Source organism: Protofrankia sp. Cr1 (assembly GCF_963555865.1).
In the GTDB taxonomy this organism is placed as follows: domain Bacteria; phylum Actinomycetota; class Actinomycetes; order Frankiales; family Frankiaceae; genus Protofrankia.
In genome coordinates this window covers 3,544-7,431 of the sequence record NZ_CAUVXO010000241.1, presented here as the reverse complement: position 1 = coordinate 7,431, position 3,888 = coordinate 3,544, and the positions used below count along the sequence as shown (strand labels likewise).

5 protein-coding genes are annotated in these 3,888 nt (G+C 71.9%); 2 read left to right on the top strand and 3 right to left on the bottom strand.

Features of this window, described 5'->3' with window-relative positions:
• The 3 genes from U9980_RS17580 to U9980_RS17570 form a co-directional block, all read right to left on the bottom strand.
• A partial coding sequence (locus U9980_RS17580; RefSeq protein ID WP_322768916.1) for an ABC transporter ATP-binding protein occupies positions 1-933 on the bottom strand: 933 nt, incomplete at its 3' end.
• A 181-nt stretch (positions 934-1,114) separates the two neighbouring features.
• Complete coding sequence (locus U9980_RS17575) at positions 1,115-2,170, bottom strand: undecaprenyl-diphosphate phosphatase (RefSeq protein WP_322768915.1); 1,056 nt, start codon at positions 2,168-2,170, stop codon at positions 1,115-1,117.
• Between the two features lie 33 nt (positions 2,171-2,203).
• Positions 2,204-2,641 (bottom strand): hypothetical protein, encoded by a 438-nt coding sequence (locus U9980_RS17570; protein ID WP_322768914.1) that lies wholly within the window; start codon positions 2,639-2,641, stop codon positions 2,204-2,206.
• Between the two features lie 117 nt (positions 2,642-2,758).
• On the opposite strand from U9980_RS17570, the gene U9980_RS17565 reads away from it, so the two are divergent.
• Positions 2,759-3,178 carry a BlaI/MecI/CopY family transcriptional regulator gene (locus tag U9980_RS17565; protein WP_322768913.1) on the top strand — a complete coding sequence of 140 codons (420 nt, stop codon included), beginning with the start codon at positions 2,759-2,761 and terminating at the stop codon, positions 3,176-3,178.
• A 2-nt stretch (positions 3,179-3,180) separates the two neighbouring features.
• Positions 3,181-3,888 (top strand): M48 family metalloprotease (locus tag U9980_RS17560; RefSeq protein ID WP_322768912.1); only part of this gene is annotated, 708 nt, incomplete at its 3' end.

Here is a 3,888-nt window from a genome sequence, read left to right as displayed (position 1 = left end):
GGGGTCGGGGGTGGTTTCGGTGAGGAGGAAGAACAGCGACTCCAGCGGTGCGACCTCGAGGGTGAGGGTGCGGACCGCGATTGCGGCCTGGCCCAGCGCGATGGTGTAGGCGTCGACCTGGTCGGGTTGGGCGTGCAGCGCAAGCCCGCCGGCGGGGTGCGGGGCGACGGTTACCCCGGGGTGCGCGGCCGCGAGGCGCAGCGCGTGGTCGTCGTTACTGGTGGCCAGTCGGTGGGCCGGGTCGGGGGCCTGGGTGCGTAGGTCGGTGATGGAGCCGTGGTAGGCGACCCGGCCGGTGCGCATGATGGTGACGTTGTCGCAGATCTCCTCGACCTCGTCCATGTTGTGGCTGCTCAGCAGCACGGTGAGTCCGCTGGCGGCGAGGCGTTTGACCAGGGCGCGCATGTCGCGGATCCCGGCGGGGTCCAGGCCGTTGGCGGGTTCGTCGAGGACGAGTAGCCGGGGGTCGCGCAGCAGTGCGGCGGCGACGCCGAGGCGTTGGCGCATCCCGAAGGAGTAGCCGCGGACCTTGTCGCCGGCCCGGCCGGCGAGATCGACGAGGTCGAGGACGGTGTCGATGCGCCCGCTGGCCTCGGCGGCATCACCGGCGTCGAGGCCGGCGAGCAACTGCAGGTTCCGCCGGCCGGACAGGTAGGGGTAGAAGCGGGGGCTTTCGATGAATCCGGCCACCCCGTCGAGGGTGCGGGGGCCGGCCTGCGCCCAGGTCCGGCCGAATACCCGCAGGGTGCCGGCGTCGGGGCGGATGAGCCCGAACAGCATCCGCAGGAACGTTGTCTTTCCGGCGCCGTTGGGGCCGAGGATGCCGTAGACCTCGCCGACGTCCACGCGCAGGTCGACCTCGGCGACCGCGGTGAGGCCACCGAAACGTTTGACCAGGCCGGTGGCTTCCACCGCTGGTACGACAGGCGTCATACGCCCTCTCTCTTTCTTGTGGGTTGGCCGCGGCGGGTCGCCACGGCGGGACAGATGGCGTGCGGCCCGGTCCGGGCACCGGACGGGCAGGAGGAGAGCGGCGACAGGCCGCGAGACCGCCGGCGTTTCCCCCGTGGAGGAGCGCGGCGTCGGATCACCGCCCTGGCCGTGCCGGTCGCCGTCAACTGCCGATGGTGAACCGCAGGGTGGCAAGGCCCCCGGCAACGAGGCAGTAGACGGCGAACGGGGTGAGGGTACGGGTCTGGAAGTAGCGGGTGAGGAACCGTAGGGACAGGTAGGCGGCGGTGCCGGCGACGAGCATCCCGACGATGACCTGGCCGTGGATGTGGCTGCCGGCGTCACCGGCGAGGGTGGGGAGTTTCAGGAGGCCGGCGGCGAGGATGACGGGGGTGGCGAGCAGGAAGGAGAACCGGGCGGCGTCCTCGTGGTCGAGGCCGCGCAGCAGCCCGCCGACCATGGTGATCCCGGACCGGGAGATGCCGGCGAACAGCGCGAGGGTTTGGAACAGGCCGATGACGCCGGCTTCCTGGTAGGCGAGCCGGTCGAGGGTGCGATGCTCGGCGACGACCAGGCCGCCGTGCGACGGCGCCGCGTGGTGGGCTACCGGGCGGCTGGCCGGGGCCATGGTCTGTCCGCGGACGGCGACCGGGACGGTCGGGACGTCCTGGGTCACGCGGGTTCGGGTCTGTCCGCGGACGGCGAGCGGGATGGTCGGGACGTCCTGGGTCTGGCGGGCTCGTGCCTCGCTGCGGCGGCGCAGGGACTCCCCGGCGAGGAGGATGACGCCGTTGAGGGTGAGGAACAGCGCGGCGGCCAGCGGTTTCGCGAACAGGGTCCGGAAGGTGTGTTCCAACGCCAGGCCAGCGAGTCCGACCGGGACCGTGGCGATGATGATCAGCCAGGCCAGTCGCTCGTCCGCAGTGGTCACAGTGCGGGTGCGGACTGTGTGGACCAGGGCGCGGATGATGCGGGCCCAGTCGGACCGGAAGAAGATAAGCAACGCGACGGCGGTCGCGACGTGCAGCGCGACGATAAACGCCAGATAGGGCGACTGTTCGCTGGTGGAGGTCGCCGATTCGGTGACGAGGTGTTTCCAGCTTCCACCGATCATCGCGGGGACCAGCACGGAATGCCCGAGGCTGGACACCGGGAACAGTTCGGTCACACCTTGCAATAATCCGGTGATAATCGACTGGGCGTAGGTGAGGTCACTCACGGTTCTTCTCGTCTCCTTTCTGTGTGGGTGAGGTCACGTGCGGTTTGTCTCGTCTCGGGCCTGGTGGACAGGGGAGGTTGACCCGTCACAAACGGTGGCCGCGACGGTGGTGTCGGACAGGTGGCGTGCGGCCCGGTCCACGGACCGGACGTGCAGGAAGAGCACGGCGACGAGACCGCCGGCGACGACGATGCCGACTCCCGCGCCCAGGAGCGCGGCTCCGATATGGGGGAAGTCAGGGGTGTCGACCCCTTGGGGTTCGAGGTGGAGCCCGGTGAGGAGGGCGCCGACACCGACGAAGACGACGACGAACACCACGGCCGCTAGCGACCGCACCGAGTCTCGCTGGCGCGGCCACCGCACCCGTCCACGCCATGACGGGCTGCCGGGGGGTCGGGTGGCGGGTGTGTCATCCCGCCGGTGGGCGGACCCGGGCGCATCGGTCTCGACGCGATCCCCGTCGCTGGTCACACCGTTCCCTCCTCGCGGGTGTGCTGGACGTGACGTAGCCGCTACCGCCAGCATGGTACTACGACGTTGTCGTATGCTACGACGAGACGTCGTAGATATGGGATGGCGGGGGGTTGCATGGGCGACCGGAGTGAGAGCCGGCGGGCCCGCCGGGCGCGGGGCGCGCTGGAAAGCGAGGTCCTGGCCGTGCTGTGGGCCACCGGTGGGCCGGTGACCCCGGCCGCGATCCAGCAGTCCCTCGGCGGCGATCTTGCCTATACGACGGTGACGACGATCCTCGCCCGGTTGGCGGAGAAGGGCCTGGCGGACCGGGTACCGGCCGGCCGTGGCTACGCCTGGCGGGCGGTGGCCGCGCGGGAGGAACTCGCCGCCCGCCAGATGAAGGCCCTGCTGACCCGGGGGGAGACCCCGACCGCGGTGCTGCAGCGGTTCGTCGAACAACTCAGCCCCGCCGAAGGCGCGGTCCTGCGATCCCTGCTGGCCGCCCAGCCGCCGCCCGCTGCCGGCCGGTCCGATGCGGGCCGGGGCGGGGACTGACGGTGTGGATCAGCGTCTACCTGGCGTTGGCCGCCTCGGTGCTGCTCACGGTGGCAGCGCCGGCCGGCGCACGGCGGCTCCCACCGCGGCGGGCCGCGGCCGTCCTGGCCGCCGCCGCGGTCACCGCCGGCTGCGGGTGGGCGTGGGATCTGGCCCTGCTGGCCTGGACGCTGATCGGCCAGTTTCCCCTGGTGCGACGGCTCGGGCACTGGTCCGGCCCGGTCCTGGCCGCGCACGACCCGGTGTCCCCGATGATCGCGACCCTTGCCACGGTCCTGGTCGTCGTCGCCGCGGCCACCATGATGGTCTCGGTGCTGCGTTGCGGCCGGGACGTCGGCTGGCTGCTGCGCACCGCCCGGCACTGTCCGCCGGCGACCGGCGGCGGTCTGGTCGTCATCGACGATCCGGCGCCGCGGGCGCTCGCCGTGCCGGGGCTACCCGGCCGGGTGGTGGTGACCTCGTCGCTGCTGCGCGCCCTGACCGCGGCGGAGCGGCGGGTCGTGTTCGCGCACGAACACTCCCATCTGCGTCATGCCCATCTGGGCTATCGGCTGCTGGTTCGTCTCGCGGCCGGTCTGAACCCGCTGCTGTGGCCGCTGGTCGCCGACTGCGACTACACCCTGGAGCGGTGGGCCGATGAAGACGCCGCCACTGCGGTCGCCGACCGTGGTCTCGCCGCGGCGGCGCTCGCGCGGGCCGCACTGGCCACC

Excerpts from the sequence above, each read along its gene's own strand:
- U9980_RS17565 (WP_322768913.1), top strand. The coding sequence starts at position 2,759 with ATGGGCGACCGGAGTGAGAGCCGGCGGGCCCGCCGGGCGCGGGGCGCG.